Here is an 18,040-nt window from a genome sequence, read left to right as displayed (position 1 = left end):
GATGCGTAGCCCGGTAAGCGGGTGCTTACCAGGCATTTTTAATGCGTTATGCGCTACGACGCAGCATACCCTGTTTTTTTAGCCACACCAGTAGAATGGAGATGGCAGCAGGCGTGACGCCAGAAATACGCGAAGCCTGACCGATAGAAGCCGGTTTGTGATCGTTAAGTTTGGCGATCACTTCGTTAGAAAGACCGGATACCTGGCGGTAATCCAGCGTCGCTGGCAGCAAGGTATTCTCGTTACGCTGCTGCTTTTCGATCTCATCTTGCTGGCGCGCAATATAACCTTCGTATTTAACCTGAATCTCAACCTGTTCCGCCGCCTGTTCGTCTGTCAACGCAGGGGCAAAAGGCGTCAGCATGGTTAATTTTTCATAAGTCATTTCCGGACGACGCAGCAGATCTTCACCACTGGCTTCACGGGAAAGTGGCGCAGTCAGGTGAGCATTCACTTCGGCTGCAGCTTCCGCCGACGGGGTTACCCAGGTCGATTTCAGACGCTGACGCTCACGCTCGATATTCTCAAGTTTCTCGTTAAAGCGCGCCCAACGTTCGTCATCCACCAGGCCCAGTTCACGACCGATTTCAGTCAAACGCAGATCTGCATTATCTTCGCGCAGCATCAGACGATATTCTGCGCGCGAGGTAAACATACGATACGGTTCTTTGGTTCCTAAAGTGCACAGGTCATCAACCAGTACGCCGAGATACGCCTGAGAACGCGCCGGAGCCCAACCTTCTTTGTCAGCAGACAGACGGGCAGCGTTAAGACCGGCCAGCAAACCTTGCGCAGCGGCTTCTTCGTAACCGGTAGTGCCGTTAATCTGACCAGCAAAGAACAGCCCCTGGATAAACTTGCTCTCCAGCGTCGGTTTCAGGTCGCGTGGATCGAAGAAGTCATACTCAATGGCATAACCCGGACGCACGATCTTCGCGTTTTCCATCCCCTGCATGGAGCGGACGATTTGCATCTGCACATCGAACGGCAGGCTGGTGGAGATACCGTTCGGATAAATTTCGTTAGAGGTCAGCCCTTCCGGTTCAAGGAAGATCTGATGCTGATTTCTGTCGGCGAAGCGCATGACTTTGTCTTCGATCGACGGACAGTAGCGTGGGCCAACACCTTCGATTACCCCTGCGTACATTGGGCTGCGATCGAGGTTACTGCGGATCACGTCATGGGTTTTCTCGTTGGTATGGGTGATATAACACGGCACCTGCTGTGGATGCTGGGACGCATTGCCCATAAACGAGAATACCGGCATTGGGTTATCGCCATGCTGTTGCGCCAGCACGCTAAAGTCGATGGTTCGAGCATCAATACGCGGCGGTGTCCCGGTTTTCAGACGACCAACGCGCAGCGGCAGTTCACGCAAACGGCGAGAGAGCGGAATGGACGGCGGATCACCAGCACGGCCACCGCTGTAGTTATCCAGACCGATATGAATTTTACCGTCGAGGAACGTCCCAACGGTGAGCACGACGGCTTTGGCACGGAACTTCAGTCCCATTTGGGTAACAGCACCGACCACGCGATCGTTTTCGACAATAAGATCTTCAACCGCCTGCTGGAAGATCATCAGGTTCGGTTGGTTCTCCAGCGCCGTACGTACCGCCTGACGGTAGAGCACACGATCCGCCTGAGCTCGGGTAGCGCGAACTGCCGGTCCCTTGCTTGCGTTTAGTATCCTAAACTGGATACCAGCCTGATCGATCGCTTTAGCCATCAGGCCGCCGAGTGCATCCACTTCTTTTACCAGATGTCCCTTCCCAATACCGCCGATCGCCGGGTTGCAGCTCATCTGCCCCAGAGTGTCGATATTGTGTGTCAAAAGCAGAGTCTGTTGACCCATACGCGCCGCGGCCATCGCGGCCTCGGTGCCTGCATGACCCCCGCCAATGATGATGACGTCAAAAGGATCCGGATAAAACATGGTGATTGCCTCGCATAACGCGGTATGAAAATGGATTGAAGCCCGGGCCGTGGATTCTACTCAACTTTGTCGGCTTGAGAAAGACCTGGGATCCTGAGTATTAAAAAGAAGATCTATTTATTTAGAGATCTGTTCTATTGTGATCTCTTATTAGGATCGCACTTCCCTGTGGATAACAAGGATCCGGCGTTTAAGATCAACAACCTGGAAAGGATCATTAACTGTGAATGATCGGTGATCCTGGACCGTATAAGCTGGGATCAGAATGAGGGGTTATACACAACTCAAAAACTGAACAACGGTTGTTCTTTGGATAACTACCGGTTGATCCAAGCTTCCTGACAGAGTTATCCACAACAGATCGCACGATCTGTATACTTATTTGAGTAAATTAATCCACGATCCCAGCCATTCTTCTGCCGGATCTTCCGGAATGTCGTGATCAAGGATGTTGATCTTCAGTGTTTCGCCTGTCTGTTTTGCACCGGAATTTTTGAGTTCTGCCTCGAGTTTATCGATAGCCCCACAAAAGGTGTCATATTCACGACTGCCAATACCGATAGCGCCAAAGCAGACCGCAGAAAGATCGGGCTTCTGTTCCTGCAATGCTTCATAGAAAGGAGAAAGGTTGTCCGGAATATCTCCGGCACCGTGGGTTGAGCTGATAACCAGCCAGATCCCCGAGGCAGATAAATCTTCCAACAGCGGACCGTGCAGCGTTTCGGTGGTAAAACCCGCCTCTTCCAGCTTTTCAGCCAGGTGTTCTGCCACATATTCGGCACCGCCGAGGGTGCTGCCGCTGATAAGAGTGATATCTGCCATAAACCGCCACCTTTATTAAGAGTGGCGTATTGTACGCTGTGAACGCGTTGGGATCTACCTGTGGAAAAGTATGGGATTAAAAAAGCTGATCATGGCTTAATGGTACGCATGATCGGGTTTTGCAGGACGATCAGTGTCTCGGTGGACTGAATTTCATCAATTGTTTGGATCTTGTTGATAAGTACATGCTGGAGAGCATCGATCGAACGGCACATCACTTTGATAAAGATGCTGTAGTGGCCAGTTGTGTAATAGGCTTCAGTGACTTCATCGAGGCTTTCCAGCTTTGCCAGCGCGGAAGGATAGTCTTTGGCGCTCTTTAATATAATGCCGATAAAGCAGCCTACGTCATAACCAAGCTGTTTAGGGCTGACATCAATGCGCGCCCCGGTAATGATCCCCGCCTGCTTCATTTTCTCTACACGAACGTGAATTGTCCCCGGACTGACGCCAAATTGTTTCGCCAGTTCGGCGTAAGCGGTACGCGCATTACCCATTAATGCTTCCAGGATGCCGCGGTCCAGATTGTCGATCAGATAATTTTCCATAGGATTTTCTTATGCAGATTGAAGAATCATTCTATTTTAGCCTTCTTTTTTAATGAATCAAAAGTGTGTGAGGCTTTTTATTGAATGATTATTGCATGTGTGTCGGTTTTTGTTGCTTAATCATAAGCAACAGGACGCAGGAGTATAAAAAATGAAAACCGCTTACATTGCCAAACAACGTCAAATTAGCTTCGTGAAATCTCACTTTTCTCGTCAACTGGAAGAACGTCTGGGGCTGATTGAAGTCCAGGCGCCGATTCTTAGCCGTGTGGGGGATGGCACGCAGGATAACTTGTCGGGCTGTGAAAAAGCGGTGCAGGTAAAAGTGAAAGCTCTGCCTGATGCCCAGTTCGAAGTGGTTCATTCACTGGCGAAGTGGAAACGTCAGACCTTAGGGCAACACGACTTCAGCGCGGGCGAAGGGCTGTACACGCACATGAAAGCCCTTCGCCCCGATGAAGACCGTCTTTCCCCGTTGCACTCGGTCTATGTTGACCAGTGGGACTGGGAACGCGTAATGGGCGACGGCGAGCGTCAATTCTCGACTCTGAAAAGCACAGTAGAGGCGATCTGGGCGGGAATTAAAGCAACCGAAGCTGCGGTTAGCGAAGAGTTTGGCCTGGCACCGTTCCTGCCGGATCAGATCCACTTCGTACACAGCCAGGAGTTACTGGCTCGTTATCCGGATCTCGATGCCAAAGGACGTGAGCGGGCGATTGCGAAAGATCTTGGCGCGGTATTCCTCGTCGGGATTGGCGGCAAGTTGAGTGATGGTCATCGTCACGACGTGCGCGCACCGGATTATGATGACTGGAGCACCCCGTCAGAGCTGGGCCATGCGGGTCTGAACGGCGATATTCTGGTATGGAACCCGGTACTGGAAGATGCGTTTGAGCTTTCTTCCATGGGGATTCGCGTGGATGCCGATACGTTGAAACATCAGCTGGCGCTGACCGGTGATGAAGATCGTCTGCAGCTGGAGTGGCATCAGGCGCTGCTGCGCGGTGAAATGCCGCAGACCATCGGCGGCGGTATCGGGCAGTCTCGTTTGACCATGCTGCTGCTGCAACTGCCACATATCGGCCAGGTTCAGTGTGGTGTATGGCCGGCAGCTGTTCGCGAGAGCGTCCCTTCTCTGCTGTAATTGTTTATCGCCGCCAGCGTCTGAGCAGGCGGCTTCGCATCCCGGTATCAAAGCGCCAGATATGATCGAAAATGCGCATGATGCCGGGTTTGCCATGTGCCGACATCGCCACGGCATGAAAGCGATGCTGATGTACCCGCTGCAACTCTTTCACTTTGCTCGTCACGTCGTCAGGCAACCGCTGGGCGATAAAATCAGAAATCACCACCGCATCGGCGTCAAACCACTCCCGACTTTGCAAGCGTTCCATAATGGCGCGGAAACAACTGGCAAGATCGGTACCGCCACGAAACTGCTGGCTTAAAAAACGGATTGCTTGTTCGATGCCTTGTGGGCCTGAAAGCTCATAACGGACGATCTCGGTGGAAAATAGCATAATATAGCAGCGCCGGTTTTCAGCGAGAGCAATGCGCATCAAGGCCAGGCAGAACGCTTTCGCACACTGTTCATTAAAGCCGCCCATTGAGCCGGAAGTATCCACGCAGACAATAAACGGTCCGCGCGGCTGTTCGTCGTAATCTTTATGCACCACCGGGCGTTCGATCACTTTTTCACGCCACGACTCACCGTGCAGGCGATAGGTGAGCAACTGTTTTTCCACCAGCCGACGGTAAAACTCATACTCCAGTTCCGTTATCCCCAGTGTCGCCAGTTCTGGCGGCAGGAGACGTAAAATATCGTCGCTTTGTTGCAGACCATCAACCTGCTCAGGAACTGTCGCCGGTTCGCGCACCATGGTGCGGAAGGTTTCCATCTGCGCATCGTTGCGCGGTATTGATTTGGCTTCCCGGGAACGCCCCAACTGTTCTGCCAGGCGTTTCAGTTCCGGCTGTTCGTTAAGAAATTCACCGTATTTCACAATCAACTGATAGTCACCACGTTTAAGCTGACCGGCGCTCATATCCCACAGACGACCAGCTGCGGTATTGTTATCTGCGAGAATCGGTTCAAGTTGCCCGCTCAGCGTCATGCGTTCCTGAACCTCACTCAACAGTTGTTCGCGTTCTTCTTCTAATAGCTGTTGATTTAACGTCGTTGCTTGCACGATCAGACTTAAACGCCAACGCTGGAGAAAAAGTGTGTGTAACGCTGAAGTGATCGTGCTGTTAGCATCAACCAACTGTCGGGCTTGTTCTGCCCATGGGGAATTCAGACGATGCAGTAAGTCCAGGATCTGTGGTAGCTGCACAATAAACTGCGGCGTGGAGAGGAGCTGGCTTTCCTGATAGCACATCACCTCTTCGGTGAGTTCCGGCGGGACTCGGGCATCTTTCAGCCGACTGCGCAGCGCCTCACGCCAGCGGGGAACATCATCAGTGATTGCCGCCTTCAGTCGTGGGAATTTTTCAAAGAAGACTGCCAGCTGCGGTGAGGCCAGCAGCGCGATGATCATCTCTTCGATCAATCCCTCTTCGCTGACGGCTAGCATCACATTAAGCGTATCCAGCGTTAGCATTGTTGTGCCTGGCGAATCTGGGTGCCGACATCCTGTAGGCTGGCTTCAATGCGACCTAACCAGTCGCCAGGGATAAACAGACATTTTTGCTGTTCGCTGAATAAAGCGTGTTGCTTGCGCCAGTCGCTTTCAAGCTCTTCCAGTTGTTGTTTTATTTCACCTGGCAGACCTTCAGCCGATGAACCGGGAAGCGCCAGCGTACTGCCTTGTAAACTTACATCGCGTACGACAAGATGTTGGGCGCTATCAACTTCCAGATTCAGTTTCTGGGCAAAGCCAATACCGTTCAGTTTGCCGCGAATTTCACCACCTCTGCTCAGCCACTGTTCCAGCGCGCTACGCTCAAAGGATATATGAACCACTTCCATATCATGCAGTTTTAACGGTTTTTGCAGCAGCAGAGTCAGAGTGGAAGCAGTAACGTTAACAGGGAGTTGATACTGCTGACGACGGCTGAAAATGCCGCCCAGACGAATTACCGTTAAGGCTGTTTTATCGCTTTGTTGCTGCTGTAGTTGCAGGTGACGTTGCACAATCGCGCCCAGGCGGGTCAACATCCCTTGCTGTTGCCAGGCATGACCGGTCATCAATACATCAATTTGTTGTTGTATCAAATTCAGGCTTTGCGCGTCATACCACAGGCAATCTTTCAGCAAAATGAGATCTACCGGGGCAACAGCACTGCGACCGCTAAAAAAGGCGCTGGCCTGCAATAAGCGGATCGCTTTTTTCCAGCGACGATCCGAGACATAAGGCGCATCCGGTAATTTATCCAGTTGCTGGCGCAGCATAAAAATCAGCTCAAATACATGATCGGGCAGCGTAATTTCACCAATCTCTTTCTGCCAGCGTTCATATTCTTCATCAGTGACCTGCAAGGAGGCAGGAACCGGATTGTCATTTTCATCCTGTTGACTGGTCAGCATGGAGCGGAAATTCGCTTTATCCTGCACTTTATCTAACCACAGACGAATCAGCATACGGTCATATAACGCTTCCAGGCTGCTGTCTGCTTCCGGCAGCTCGTTGGAGGCCGCTACCAGCAGACGCATCGGGATTTTTTCTACGTGTGCACCGTTGCGGAACTGGCGCTCGTTAATGGCGGTGAGCAAGGTATTAAGAATTGCCGGGCCCGCTTTCCAGATCTCATCAAGAAAGACGATTTCTGCTTCCGGCAGGTAACCGCTGGTTAAACGTTCATAGCGCCCTTCATCTTTTAGCGCCTGAATAGAAAGGGGACCAAAAACTTCTTCCGGCGTGGAGAAGCGGGTCATCAGATATTCAAACGCGCGGGCATTCTGAAAGGCGAATTTTAAGCGCCGAGCGATCAAACTTTTGGCAATGCCTGGCGGGCCAAGGAGGAACACACTTTCACCACTTAATGCCGCTAATAAACACAAGCGGATGGCGTGGCTACGTTCATAAAGCCCCTTTTCCAGCGAACTGCTCAGGCGGGAAATTCTTTCCGCTAATAAATGAGGGTGAGCCATAATGAAGTGGCGTCCTTTCGTCAAAAGTTCTGCGTAAATTGCGAGTATAGACGTTTCTTGCTGGTGGCTAAAATAGTCTCAAAAGAGGTCTATTTTTCTTTGAGCCAGGTTAATGTGGCCGCATTTAGGAGTACGATTTTGCCGTTAATCGTGCATACTGTGCGCTTTTTTGTGGGCCAAGGGACTAAGCACACATTTCATATTTCAACGAAAGACTAGTCTATGAGCACTGATAATAAGCAATCATTGCCCGCGATTACCCTCGCGGCGATTGGAGTTGTCTACGGCGATATTGGTACCAGCCCGTTATATACACTTCGTGAATGTTTGTCCGGCCAGTTTGGTTTTGGCGTTGAACGCGATGCCGTGTTTGGCTTTTTATCGCTGATCTTCTGGCTGCTAATCTTTGTGGTTTCCATTAAATATCTCACCTTCGTGATGCGGGCAGATAACGCCGGTGAGGGGGGGATCCTGACGTTGATGTCGCTTGCCGGGCGTAATACGTCGGCGCGAACCACATCAATGCTGGTGATTATGGGGCTAATCGGCGGCAGCTTTTTCTATGGTGAAGTCGTCATAACACCCGCTATTTCGGTGATGTCTGCCATTGAAGGTCTGGAAATCGTCGCCCCGCAGCTGGATACCTGGATAGTTCCCCTCTCAATCATCGTTCTCACTTTACTATTTATGATTCAAAAAAATGGCACGGCTATGGTCGGTAAGCTGTTTGCGCCGATCATGCTGACCTGGTTTTTGATTCTGGCAGTACTGGGGTTACGTAGCATTATTGCTAACCCGGAAGTGCTGCATGCGCTGAATCCGATGTGGGCGGTGCATTTCTTCCTTGAATACAAAACGGTTTCTTTTATTGCATTAGGGGCAGTGGTGCTGTCGATTACGGGGGTAGAGGCGCTGTATGCTGATATGGGGCACTTTGGTAAGTTCCCGATTCGTCTGGCGTGGTTCACCGTCGTATTGCCTTCCTTAACTCTTAATTACTTCGGTCAGGGAGCGCTGTTGTTAAAGAACCCGGAAGCGATTAAGAACCCGTTCTTCCTGTTGGCACCGGACTGGGCGCTGATCCCGCTGCTGATCATCGCCGCACTGGCGACGGTAATTGCCTCGCAGGCCGTTATCTCTGGCGTCTTCTCATTGACGCGTCAGGCGGTACGTCTGGGATATTTGTCGCCGATGCGCATTATTCACACCTCCGAAATGGAGTCTGGGCAAATCTATATTCCGTTTGTGAACTGGATGCTCTATGTCGCGGTCGTGATTGTGATCGTCAGCTTTGAGCACTCCAGCAACCTGGCGGCGGCGTACGGGATTGCGGTGACCGGAACCATGGTACTGACGTCTATTCTCTCAACTACCGTGGCACGTCAGAACTGGCACTGGAATAAGTATTTTGTTGCGCTGATCCTGATTGCTTTCCTTTGTGTTGATATTCCATTGTTCACCGCTAACCTCGATAAACTGCTATCAGGCGGCTGGTTGCCACTGAGTCTCGGTACGGTAATGTTTATCGTGATGACTACCTGGAAGAGCGAGCGTTTCCGCTTGCTGCGGCGGATGCATGAACATGGCAACTCTCTGGAAGCGATGATTGCTTCGCTGGAGAAATCACCGCCCGTTCGCGTGCCAGGGACCGCGGTGTATATGTCGCGTGCAATCAACGTCATTCCCTTTGCACTGATGCATAACCTGAAACATAACAAGGTGTTGCATGAGCGGGTGATTCTGTTAACTCTGCGCACTGAAGACGCGCCATATGTCCATAACGTCCGTCGGGTACAGATTGAACAACTGTCGCCCACTTTCTGGCGCGTGGTGGCAAGTTATGGATGGCGGGAAACGCCAAACGTGGAAGAAGTTTTCCACCGCTGTGGTCTGGAAGGGTTAAGTTGCCGGATGATGGAAACCTCCTTCTTTATGTCGCATGAGTCGTTGATCCTCGGCAAACGCCCGTGGTATTTGCGTCTGCGCGGCAAGCTATACTTGCTGCTGCAACGTAATGCGCTGCGTGCGCCGGATCAATTTGAAATCCCACCAAACAGGGTTATCGAACTGGGTACTCAGGTCGAAATTTAACGCCAGACGCCTCCTTTCTCCATAAGGGGGCGTTTTTGTTTTCATGGTTAATCACCATGTAAAACGTTTCGATGTTGATCACATTTCCGTAACGTCACGATGGTTTTCCCAACTCACTCAGGATTAAACTGCGGGTCAGCGAAACGTTTCGCTGATGGAGAAAAAAATGAAAAAAGGCACCGTTCTTAATTCTGATATTTCTTCGGTGATCTCCCGTCTGGGACATACCGATACGCTGGTGGTGTGTGATGCTGGTTTACCCATCCCCAAAAGTACAACGCGTATCGATATGGCATTAACCCAGGGGGTACCTTCTTTTATGCAGGTGCTGGGCGTCGTCACAAATGAAATGCAGGTCGAGGCTGCCATTATCGCGGAAGAGATCAAACAACATAATCCGCAACTCCACGAAACGTTGCTCACTCACCTTGAGCAGCTGCAAAAACACCAGGGAAATACCATTGAAATTCGTTACACCACGCATGAACAATTCAAACAACAAACCGCAGAAAGTCAGGCGGTAATTCGCAGCGGAGAATGTTCTCCGTATGCGAATATCATTCTCTGTGCTGGCGTGACGTTCTGAGGCCGCCATGGAAGCATTACTTCAGCTTAAAGGCATCGATAAAGCCTTCCCGGGCGTAAAAGCCCTCTCGGGCGCAGCGTTAAATGTCTATCCTGGCCGCGTGATGGCGCTGGTGGGCGAAAACGGCGCGGGTAAATCCACCATGATGAAAGTGCTTACTGGTATCTATACTCGCGATGCCGGTACGCTTTTATGGCTGGGGAAAGAAACAACGTTTACCGGGCCGAAATCCTCCCAGGAAGCCGGCATTGGAATCATCCATCAGGAACTGAACCTGATCCCGCAGTTAACCATTGCCGAAAACATTTTCCTCGGTCGTGAGTTTGTTAATCGCTTTGGCAAAATTGACTGGAAAACCATGTATGCCGAAGCGGATAAATTGCTGGCTAAACTTAACCTGCGTTTTAAAAGTGACAAGCTGGTGGGCGATCTTTCCATCGGTGACCAGCAAATGGTTGAAATTGCAAAAGTGCTGAGCTTTGAGTCGAAAGTCATCATTATGGATGAACCGACCGATGCGCTGACCGATACCGAAACCGAATCCCTGTTCCGCGTCATCCGCGAGCTGAAATCGCAAGGCCGCGGTATTGTCTATATCTCCCACCGCATGAAAGAAATCTTCGAAATTTGCGATGACGTTACTGTTTTTCGTGACGGGCAATTTATTGCTGAGCGCGAAGTGGCATCACTGACCGAAGATTCGCTGATTGAGATGATGGTGGGCCGCAAGCTGGAAGATCAATATCCACACCTGGACAAAGCGCCGGGCGATATCCGCCTGAAAGTCGATAATCTCTGCGGACCTGGCGTTAATGATGTTTCATTTACCTTACGCAAAGGCGAAATTCTTGGCGTCTCTGGTTTGATGGGCGCAGGTCGTACCGAACTGATGAAAGTGCTCTACGGCGCACTGCCGCGCACCAGCGGTTACGTCACCCTGGATGGGCATGAAGTCGTTACCCGTTCACCGCAGGATGGCCTGGCAAACGGCATTGTGTATATCTCTGAAGACCGTAAACGTGACGGTTTAGTGCTGGGCATGTCAGTAAAAGAGAATATGTCGCTGACTGCGCTGCGTTACTTTAGCCGTACTGGCGGCAGTTTGAAGCATGCCGATGAACAGCAGGCAGTGAGTGATTTTATTCGTCTGTTTAATGTGAAAACGCCGTCGATGGAACAGGCAATTGGTTTGCTCTCCGGTGGCAATCAGCAAAAAGTGGCGATTGCCCGTGGACTGATGACACGCCCCAAAGTGTTGATTCTTGATGAACCTACCCGTGGCGTAGATGTTGGTGCGAAAAAAGAGATCTATCAACTGATTAACCAGTTCAAAGCCGATGGCTTGAGCATCATTCTGGTGTCATCGGAGATGCCAGAAGTATTAGGCATGAGCGATCGCATCATCGTCATGCATGAAGGGCATCTCAGCGGGGAATTTACTCGTGAGCAGGCCACCCAGGAAGTGTTAATGGCTGCCGCTGTGGGCAAGCTTAATCGCGTGAATCAGGAGTAAAAAAATGACAACCCAGACTGTCTCTGGTCGCCGTTATTTCACGAAAGCGTGGCTGATGGAGCAGAAATCGCTTATCGCTCTGCTGGTGCTGATCGCGATTGTCTCGACGTTAAGCCCGAACTTTTTCACCATCAATAACTTATTCAATATTCTCCAGCAAACCTCGGTGAACGCCATTATGGCGGTCGGGATGACGCTGGTGATCCTGACGTCGGGCATCGACTTGTCGGTAGGTTCTCTGTTGGCGCTGACTGGCGCAGTGGCTGCATCTATCGTCGGCATTGAAGTCAATGCGCTGGTGGCTGTCGCTGCCGCTCTCGCGTTAGGTGCCGCTATTGGTGCGGTAACCGGGGTGATTGTAGCGAAAGGTCGCGTCCAGGCGTTTATCGCTACGCTGGTTATGATGCTTTTACTGCGCGGCGTGACCATGGTTTATACCAACGGTAGCCCAGTGAATACCGGCTTTACTGAGAACGCCGATCTGTTCGGCTGGTTTGGTATTGGTCGTCCGCTGGGCGTACCGACGCCAGTCTGGATCATGGGGATTGTGTTCCTCGCGGCCTGGTACATGCTGCATCACACACGTTTGGGGCGTTACATCTACGCGCTGGGCGGCAACGAAGCGGCTACGCGTCTTTCTGGTATCAACGTCAATAAAATCAAAATCATCGTCTATTCTCTTTGTGGTCTGCTGGCATCGCTGGCCGGGATCATTGAAGTGGCGCGTCTCTCCTCCGCACAACCCACTGCGGGAACTGGCTATGAGCTGGATGCTATTGCTGCGGTGGTTCTGGGCGGTACGAGTCTGGCGGGCGGAAAAGGTCGCATTGTTGGGACGTTGATCGGCGCATTAATTCTTGGCTTCCTTAATAATGGATTGAATTTGTTAGGTGTTTCCTCCTATTACCAGATGATCGTCAAAGCGGTGGTGATTTTGCTGGCGGTGCTGGTAGACAACAAAAAACAGTAATAACGACTACAGGACATCTTGAATATGAACATGAAAAAACTGGCTACCCTGGTTTCCGCTGTTGCGCTAAGCGCCACCGTCAGTGCGAATGCGATGGCAAAAGACACCATCGCGCTGGTGGTTTCCACGCTTAACAACCCGTTCTTTGTATCGCTGAAAGATGGCGCGCAGAAAGAGGCGGATAAACTCGGCTATAACCTGGTGGTGCTGGACTCCCAGAATAACCCGGCGAAAGAGCTGGCGAACGTGCAGGACTTAACCGTTCGCGGCACCAAAATTCTGCTAATTAACCCGACCGACTCCGACGCAGTGGGTAATGCTGTGAAGATGGCTAACCAGGCGAACATCCCGGTTATCACTCTTGACCGCCAGGCCACGAAAGGTGAAGTGGTGAGCCACATTGCTTCTGATAACGTACTGGGCGGCAAAATCGCGGGTGATTATATCGCGAAGAAAGCGGGTGAAGGTGCCAAAGTTATCGAGCTGCAAGGCATTGCCGGTACCTCCGCAGCTCGTGAGCGTGGCGAAGGTTTCCAGCAGGCCGTTGCTGCTCACAAGTTTAATGTTCTTGCCAGCCAGCCAGCGGACTTTGACCGCACCAAAGGTTTGAACGTAATGCAGAACCTGTTGACCGCTCATCCGGATGTTCAGGCTGTGTTCGCGCAGAATGATGAAATGGCGCTGGGCGCGCTGCGCGCACTGCAAACTGCTGGTAAATCGGATGTGATGGTCGTCGGATTTGACGGTACACCGGATGGCGAAAAAGCGGTGAATGATGGCAAACTAGCAGCGACTATCGCTCAGCTACCCGATCAGATTGGCGCGAAAGGCGTCGAAACCGCCGATAAAGTGCTGAAAGGCGAGAAAGTTCAGGCTAAGTATCCGGTTGATCTGAAACTGGTTGTTAAGCAGTAGTTTTAATCAGGTTGTATGACCTGATGGTGACATAAATACGTCATCGACAGATGTACGTGTAAAATAAAGAAAAGCAGGGCACGCGCCACCCTAACACGGTGGCGCATTTTATGGACATCCCGAATATGCAAAACGCAGGCAGCCTCGTTGTTCTTGGCAGCATTAATGCTGACCACATTCTTAATCTTCAATCTTTTCCTACTCCAGGCGAAACCGTAACCGGTAACCACTATCAGGTTGCATTTGGCGGCAAAGGCGCGAATCAGGCAGTGGCTGCTGGGCGTAGCGGTGCGAATATCGCGTTTATTGCCTGTACGGGTGATGACAGTATTGGTGAGAGCGTTCGCCAGCAGCTCGCCACTGATAACATCGATATTTCTCCGGTGAGCGTGATCAAAGGCGAATCAACAGGTGTGGCGCTGATTTTTGTTAATGGCGAAGGTGAGAATGTCATTGGTATTCATGCCGGCGCTAACGCAGCCCTTTCCCCTGCGCTGGTGGAGGCGCAACGTGAGCGTATTGCTAACGCATCGGCATTATTAATGCAGCTGGAATCACCACTCGAAAGTGTGATGGCAGCGGCGAAAATCGCCCATCAAAATAAGACTATCGTTGCGCTTAACCCGGCTCCGGCTCGCGAACTTCCTGACGAACTGCTGGAACTGGTGGACATTATTACGCCAAACGAAACGGAAGCAGAAAAGCTCACCGATATTCGTGTTGAAAATGATGAAGATGCAGCGAAAGCGGCGCAGGTACTGCATGAAAAAGGTATCCGTACTGTACTGATTACTTTAGGAAGTCGTGGTGTATGGGCTAGCGTGAATGGTGAAGGTCAGCGCGTTCCTGGATTCCGGGTGCAGGCTGTCGATACCATTGCTGCCGGAGATACTTTTAACGGCGCGTTAATCACGGCGTTGCTGGAAGAAAAAACATTGCCAGAGGCGATTCGTTTTGCCCATGCCGCCGCTGCGATTGCAGTAACACGTAAAGGCGCACAACCTTCCGTACCGTGGCGTGAAGAGATCGACGCATTTTTAGACAGGCAGAGGTGACGCTTGGCTACAATGAAAGATGTTGCCCGCCTGGCGGGCGTTTCTACCTCAACAGTTTCTCACGTTATCAATAAAGATCGCTTCGTCAGTGAAGCGATTACCGCCAAAGTTGAAGCGGCGATTAAAGAACTCAATTACGCGCCATCAGCTCTGGCGCGTAGCCTCAAACTCAATCAAACACATACCATTGGCATGTTGATCACTGCCAGTACCAATCCTTTCTATTCTGAACTGGTGCGTGGCGTTGAACGCAGCTGCTTCGAACGCGGTTATAGTCTTGTCCTTTGCAATACCGAAGGCGATGAACAGCGGATGAATCGCAATCTGGAAACGCTGATGCAAAAACGCGTTGATGGCTTGCTGTTACTGTGCACCGAAACGCATCAGCCTTCGCGTGAAATCATGCAACGTTATCCGACAGTGCCTACCGTGATGATGGACTGGGCACCGTTCGATGGCGACAGCGATCTTATACAGGATAACTCGTTGCTGGGCGGAGACTTAGCAACGCAATATCTGATCGATAAAGGTCATACCCGTATCGCCTGTATTACCGGCCCGCTGGATAAAACTCCGGCGCGCCTGCGGTTGGAAGGTTATCGGGCGGCGATGAAACGTGCGGGTCTCAACATTCCTGATGGCTATGAAGTCACTGGTGATTTTGAATTTAATGGCGGGTTTGACGCTATGCGCCAACTGTTATCACATCCGCTGCGTCCTCAGGCCGTCTTTACCGGAAATGACGCTATGGCTGTTGGCGTTTACCAGGCGCTATATCAGGCAGAGTTACAGGTTCCGCAGGATATCGCGGTGATTGGCTATGACGATATCGAACTGGCAAGCTTTATGACGCCACCATTAACCACTATCCATCAACCGAAAGATGAACTGGGGGAGCTGGCGATTGATGTACTCATCCATCGGATAACCCAACCGACCCTTCAGCAACAACGATTACAACTTACTCCGATTCTGATGGAACGCGGTTCGGCTTAGATTTACGCTGTCTTTTGATCAAATTATTACCATCGGTTGTTTTCAGAAGCATGAACATTGCTGCTGAAGCAACAGTAATAATGCCCATTGTGATAAACGTATAGTGGAATTGTTCGACAGTCGTTGTGCCTTCCATCCCTTCATAAACGCGAAGGACGGCCGCACTTACAGCAACGCCTAAACTGATAGACAGTTGCTGCGTGACCGCCAGAACACTGTTACCGCTGCTGGCGTTGTCATCGGTCAGATCGGCAAGTGTGATGGTATTCATCGCGGTAAATTGCGTCGACATAGCCATCCCTAATATAAACAACGGCAAGATCAGCATCCATATCGCCATTGCTGGTGATTGCAAAGAGAACTGAGCGATCATTAGCCCAATAATTACCGTGATCCCCACTAACGTATGGCGATAGCCCAGACGACGTAAGACTTGGGTAACCATCGATTTTGCAATAATGGAACCTAATGCTGTCGGTGCCATCATACAGCCGGCAATAAACGCCTGATAACCAAATCCTACCTGTAACATCAATGGCATAAGGAACGGTACACAGCCGGTCCCCAGACGGGTTGCAATATTGCCTACTATACCGATCGAGAAAGTGCGGGTTTTAAATAAATCTAATGAAATTAATGGGTTTAGCGTGCGTCGTGCATGGAGAATATAGAGAAGCAGTAACCCGATGCTGGTGACAATTACCGTCAAGGCAATCCAACTGGCGACAATCTTTTCACCGAATAGCTCTATTCCGCTTGAGAAGAGAACAAGGCTGAGGCCAAACAGCAAAAAGCCAGTGATATCGAATCTGCGTCGTGCGGTGGTGAAATTGGGCATATGTTTGCGCGCGTAAAGAAGGCCGGCAATACCTATGGGGATATTGATTAAAAATATCCAGTGCCAGGTTGCCCAGGTGACCAGCACGCCGCCAAGTACGGGGCCTAAAATTGGCCCCACCAGACCCGGCATGGCGACAAAATTCAATACAGGAAGAAGCTCATTACGAGGATAAGCACGCAGTAAGGCCAGCCGAGCAACAGGCATCATCATTGCGCCGCCTATCCCCTGAATAACCCGGAAGACAACCAGCTGTGGTAGCGAGTTAGAAAGTGCGCAGGCCAGAGAACCCAATGTGAACAGACTCACGGCAAGGGTAAATATGCGACGCGTACCGAAGCGATCGGCTAGCCATCCGCTTACCGGAATAAGCATCGCCACCGTCAGCGTGTAACTGATGATGGCTGATTGCATCGCGAGAGGAGAACGATTAAGGCTATGAGCGATTGCGGGTAAGGCGGTATTCAGAATAGTGGCATCAAGTGCCTGCATGAAGAAGGCCATCGCCGCGATCCACGGCAAACCCGCCATACTGCGCTTCTTTTTATCGCTCATTCAATGTCCTGTTATCGGGGTGTCACTTATCAGGTGAGCGTAGCAGCGCCTGACAAGCTTTAAATGCCGCGTCGCCATCGCTTTGGATAATCGCATCAACAATCGCCTGGTGCAGATCCAGCTTTATCACTGTGTCGCTGGTAATTGACGTGAAGTAAGTGTGATAAACCGAATGGAAGAGCGAGGCGAATGAGGTCAAAAACGGATTGGCGCTCATTTCATAGATATGCTCATGCCAGGCCATATCGACCTCAATCCAGCGTTCACGGCGAAAGTTCTCTTTTAATGCCACCATTTCGGCCATTAACGTATTGAGATGCGCCTTCTGTTCCGCGGTGCCAACCGTTGCAGCCAGTAGGCAAGCTTGCGGCTCCAGACAGATACGCATAACCAGAAAGTGATCGATGACCTGATGAAAGTTCTCTTCTGTCATCCACCAGGTAAGCAATTCCTGATCAAGAAAATTCCAGTTTGATTGTGGCATGACCCGGGTACCAATTCGTGGTCGCGGTAAAACCATCCCTTTTGCCGTTAACGTTTTAACCGCTTCGCGTACCGCTGTACGACTCACTCCAAATTGCTCGCCCAGCTCAATCTCACCAGGCAAAATGGTGCCGGGTTCATATTCACCTTTTAAGATCCGTTGCGCCAGCTTCTCAGCCAGAACATACGAAAGGTTTTTCTGTGCAGCTAACTGTTGTGCGCTTAAAGGCATTACTAATCTTCCTTTTTCTTTTTATTCCTCCTTAGTATGCCACCAGGAAGTGTGATTACGGTTGCAAAAACGGCAAATTGCTTGTTTTATGGCACATTAACGGGGCTTTTGCTGAAAAAATGCGCGGTCGGAAAATTATTTTAAATTTCCTCTTGTCAGGCCGGAATAACTCCCTATAATGCGCCACCACTGACACGGAACAACGGCAAACACGCCGCCGGGTCAGCGGGGTTCTCCTGAGAATCTCAACAGAGAAAAGCAAAAAAATGCTTGACTCTGTAGCGGGAAAGCGTATTATGCACACCCCGCGCCGCTGAGAAAAAGCGAAGCGGCACTGCTCTTTAACAATTTATCAGACAATCTGTGTGGGCACTCGAAGATACGGATTCTTAACGTCGCAAGACGAAAAA

15 protein-coding genes are annotated in these 18,040 nt (G+C 50.8%); 8 read left to right on the top strand and 7 right to left on the bottom strand.

The window, feature by feature from the left end; translation table 11 throughout:
- Positions 1-46: 46 nt before the first annotated feature.
- The 3 genes from mnmG to asnC form a co-directional block, all read right to left on the bottom strand.
- Positions 47-1,936 (bottom strand): tRNA uridine-5-carboxymethylaminomethyl(34) synthesis enzyme MnmG, encoded by a 1,890-nt coding sequence (mnmG, locus tag BEB42_RS16570; protein ID WP_000499784.1) that lies wholly within the window; start codon positions 1,934-1,936, stop codon positions 47-49.
- Between the two features lie 378 nt (positions 1,937-2,314).
- Positions 2,315-2,758 carry an FMN-binding protein MioC gene (gene mioC / locus BEB42_RS16565; protein ID WP_000763737.1) on the bottom strand — a complete coding sequence of 148 codons (444 nt, stop codon included), beginning with the start codon at positions 2,756-2,758 and terminating at the stop codon, positions 2,315-2,317.
- Positions 2,759-2,847: 89 nt separating this feature from the next.
- On the bottom strand, positions 2,848-3,306 hold the full coding sequence (asnC, locus tag BEB42_RS16560) for a transcriptional regulator AsnC (protein WP_000432970.1): 459 nt from the start codon (positions 3,304-3,306) through the stop codon (positions 2,848-2,850).
- A 151-nt stretch (positions 3,307-3,457) separates the two neighbouring features.
- Here asnC and asnA point away from each other — a divergent pair, with 151 nt between their 5' ends.
- Positions 3,458-4,450 (top strand): aspartate--ammonia ligase, encoded by a 993-nt coding sequence (asnA, locus tag BEB42_RS16555; RefSeq protein WP_000845098.1) that lies wholly within the window; start codon positions 3,458-3,460, stop codon positions 4,448-4,450.
- Positions 4,451-4,454: 4 nt separating this feature from the next.
- Here the strand turns inward: asnA and viaA are convergent, their stop codons facing one another.
- Both viaA and ravA read right to left on the bottom strand, forming a co-directional pair.
- Positions 4,455-5,906 carry an ATPase RavA stimulator ViaA gene (viaA, locus tag BEB42_RS16550; RefSeq protein ID WP_000956611.1) on the bottom strand — a complete coding sequence of 484 codons (1,452 nt, stop codon included), beginning with the start codon at positions 5,904-5,906 and terminating at the stop codon, positions 4,455-4,457.
- Positions 5,900-7,396: an ATPase RavA gene (ravA, locus tag BEB42_RS16545; protein ID WP_001353548.1), complete on the bottom strand. Its 1,497-nt coding sequence runs from the start codon at positions 7,394-7,396 to the stop codon at positions 5,900-5,902. The genes viaA and ravA overlap by 7 nt, the downstream gene beginning before the upstream one ends.
- 222 nt (positions 7,397-7,618) lie before the next feature.
- Here ravA and kup point away from each other — a divergent pair, with 222 nt between their 5' ends.
- The 7 genes from kup to rbsR all read left to right on the top strand — a co-directional run bounded on the left by kup (position 7,619) and on the right by rbsR (position 15,522).
- Positions 7,619-9,487 (top strand): low affinity potassium transporter Kup, encoded by a 1,869-nt coding sequence (gene kup / locus BEB42_RS16540; RefSeq protein ID WP_000102341.1) that lies wholly within the window; start codon positions 7,619-7,621, stop codon positions 9,485-9,487.
- Positions 9,488-9,653: 166 nt separating this feature from the next.
- Positions 9,654-10,073: a D-ribose pyranase gene (rbsD, locus tag BEB42_RS16535; RefSeq protein WP_000715936.1), complete on the top strand. Its 420-nt coding sequence runs from the start codon at positions 9,654-9,656 to the stop codon at positions 10,071-10,073.
- 7 nt (positions 10,074-10,080) lie between these two features.
- Positions 10,081-11,586 (top strand): ribose ABC transporter ATP-binding protein RbsA, encoded by a 1,506-nt coding sequence (rbsA, locus tag BEB42_RS16530; protein ID WP_000387771.1) that lies wholly within the window; start codon positions 10,081-10,083, stop codon positions 11,584-11,586.
- Between the two features lie 4 nt (positions 11,587-11,590).
- The gene (gene rbsC / locus BEB42_RS16525; protein ID WP_000211858.1) at positions 11,591-12,556 is read left to right on the top strand and encodes a ribose ABC transporter permease; all 966 of its coding nucleotides are present in this window, start codon (positions 11,591-11,593) and stop codon (positions 12,554-12,556) included.
- A gap of 24 nt (positions 12,557-12,580) precedes the next feature.
- Positions 12,581-13,471, top strand: coding sequence for a ribose ABC transporter substrate-binding protein RbsB (gene rbsB / locus BEB42_RS16520; protein ID WP_001056273.1), 891 nt, complete (start codon positions 12,581-12,583; stop codon positions 13,469-13,471).
- A 125-nt stretch (positions 13,472-13,596) separates the two neighbouring features.
- Complete coding sequence (gene rbsK, locus BEB42_RS16515; protein ID WP_024218680.1) at positions 13,597-14,526, top strand: ribokinase; 930 nt, start codon at positions 13,597-13,599, stop codon at positions 14,524-14,526.
- 3 nt (positions 14,527-14,529) lie between these two features.
- Positions 14,530-15,522, top strand: a complete 993-nt coding sequence (gene rbsR, locus BEB42_RS16510; RefSeq protein ID WP_000224470.1) for a ribose operon transcriptional repressor RbsR — start codon at positions 14,530-14,532, stop codon at positions 15,520-15,522.
- On the opposite strand, the gene mdtD is transcribed toward rbsR, so the two are convergent.
- On the bottom strand, positions 15,488-16,915 hold the full coding sequence (mdtD, locus tag BEB42_RS16505) for a multidrug transporter subunit MdtD (RefSeq protein WP_001280843.1): 1,428 nt from the start codon (positions 16,913-16,915) through the stop codon (positions 15,488-15,490). The two genes, rbsR and mdtD, sit on opposite strands and share 35 nt — an antisense overlap.
- A gap of 22 nt (positions 16,916-16,937) precedes the next feature.
- The gene (locus BEB42_RS16500) at positions 16,938-17,630 is read right to left on the bottom strand and encodes a FadR/GntR family transcriptional regulator (protein ID WP_001131177.1); all 693 of its coding nucleotides are present in this window, start codon (positions 17,628-17,630) and stop codon (positions 16,938-16,940) included.
- Positions 17,631-18,040: the final 410 nt, after the last annotated feature.

The organism is Escherichia sp. MOD1-EC5990 (genome assembly GCF_002965285.1).
In the GTDB taxonomy this organism is placed as follows: domain Bacteria; phylum Pseudomonadota; class Gammaproteobacteria; order Enterobacterales; family Enterobacteriaceae; genus Escherichia; species Escherichia coli_F.
The sequence above is the reverse complement of the archived record's forward strand: the minus strand, read 5'-3'. Positions and strand labels throughout refer to the sequence as shown.

Excerpts from the sequence above, each read along its gene's own strand:
- mnmG (WP_000499784.1), bottom strand. The coding sequence starts at position 1,936 with ATGTTTTATCCGGATCCTTTTGACGTCATCATCATTGGCGGGGGTCAT.
- mioC (WP_000763737.1), bottom strand. The coding sequence starts at position 2,758 with ATGGCAGATATCACTCTTATCAGCGGCAGCACCCTCGGCGGTGCCGAA.
- asnC (WP_000432970.1), bottom strand. The coding sequence starts at position 3,306 with ATGGAAAATTATCTGATCGACAATCTGGACCGCGGCATCCTGGAAGCA.
- asnA (WP_000845098.1), top strand. The coding sequence starts at position 3,458 with ATGAAAACCGCTTACATTGCCAAACAACGTCAAATTAGCTTCGTGAAA.
- viaA (WP_000956611.1), bottom strand. The coding sequence starts at position 5,906 with ATGCTAACGCTGGATACGCTTAATGTGATGCTAGCCGTCAGCGAAGAG.
- ravA (WP_001353548.1), bottom strand. The coding sequence starts at position 7,396 with ATGGCTCACCCTCATTTATTAGCGGAAAGAATTTCCCGCCTGAGCAGT.
- kup (WP_000102341.1), top strand. The coding sequence starts at position 7,619 with ATGAGCACTGATAATAAGCAATCATTGCCCGCGATTACCCTCGCGGCG.
- rbsD (WP_000715936.1), top strand. The coding sequence starts at position 9,654 with ATGAAAAAAGGCACCGTTCTTAATTCTGATATTTCTTCGGTGATCTCC.
- rbsA (WP_000387771.1), top strand. The coding sequence starts at position 10,081 with ATGGAAGCATTACTTCAGCTTAAAGGCATCGATAAAGCCTTCCCGGGC.
- rbsC (WP_000211858.1), top strand. The coding sequence starts at position 11,591 with ATGACAACCCAGACTGTCTCTGGTCGCCGTTATTTCACGAAAGCGTGG.
- rbsB (WP_001056273.1), top strand. The coding sequence starts at position 12,581 with ATGAACATGAAAAAACTGGCTACCCTGGTTTCCGCTGTTGCGCTAAGC.
- rbsK (WP_024218680.1), top strand. The coding sequence starts at position 13,597 with ATGCAAAACGCAGGCAGCCTCGTTGTTCTTGGCAGCATTAATGCTGAC.
- mdtD (WP_001280843.1), bottom strand. The coding sequence starts at position 16,915 with ATGAGCGATAAAAAGAAGCGCAGTATGGCGGGTTTGCCGTGGATCGCG.
- BEB42_RS16500 (WP_001131177.1), bottom strand. The coding sequence starts at position 17,630 with ATGCCTTTAAGCGCACAACAGTTAGCTGCACAGAAAAACCTTTCGTAT.